This window comes from Gilvimarinus gilvus (assembly GCF_030518155.1).
GTDB lineage: Bacteria > Pseudomonadota > Gammaproteobacteria > Pseudomonadales > Cellvibrionaceae > Gilvimarinus > Gilvimarinus gilvus.
The window spans coordinates 1-507 of record NZ_JAULRU010000158.1 but is presented as its reverse complement, the minus strand read 5'-3'; the positions used below and the strand labels follow the sequence as shown (position 1 = coordinate 507).

Below are 507 nucleotides of genomic sequence, written 5' to 3'. Positions count from 1 at the left end.
AATTTCTCAAACAGCCAAAGAAACAATAGAATTAGATAGAGAATATGTAGGTTTATGCAACACATCGTTTGATATCAGATGTATGCAACACGAGCGCTTATATTCTCGCTTATACATGTCATAAATTTTATAAACAATATTCAAAATGGAAAATAGAAAATATATCAAAGTTGGAGTTTGTGGACCTGTAGGTTCTGGAAAAACAGCTTTATTAGAAAAATTAAGTCGAAAAATGTTTAGTGATTATAATTTAGGAGTGATCACAAACGATATTTTTTGTTCAGAAGATGCCAAATTTATGGCAAAAAATAGTCTTTTACCAGAAGATAGAATTATTGGTGTAGAGACTGGAGGTTGCCCTCATACAGCGATTCGTGAAGATGCAAGTATGAATTTGGAGGCGGTTGATGAATTAGCAGATCGTTTTCCTGATATCGAATTGATTTTAATCGAAAGTGGAGGAGATAATTTAGCTGCAACATATAGCCCAGATTTAGCTGATGTGAC

1 protein-coding gene is annotated in these 507 nt (G+C 33.1%); it reads left to right on the top strand.

Annotated features, from left to right (window positions below; translation table 11 throughout):
• Positions 1 to 145 precede the first annotated feature (145 nt).
• Positions 146 to 507: GTP-binding protein (locus QWI17_RS01250; protein WP_302720675.1), on the top strand; the 362-nt coding region annotated here is incomplete at its 3' end.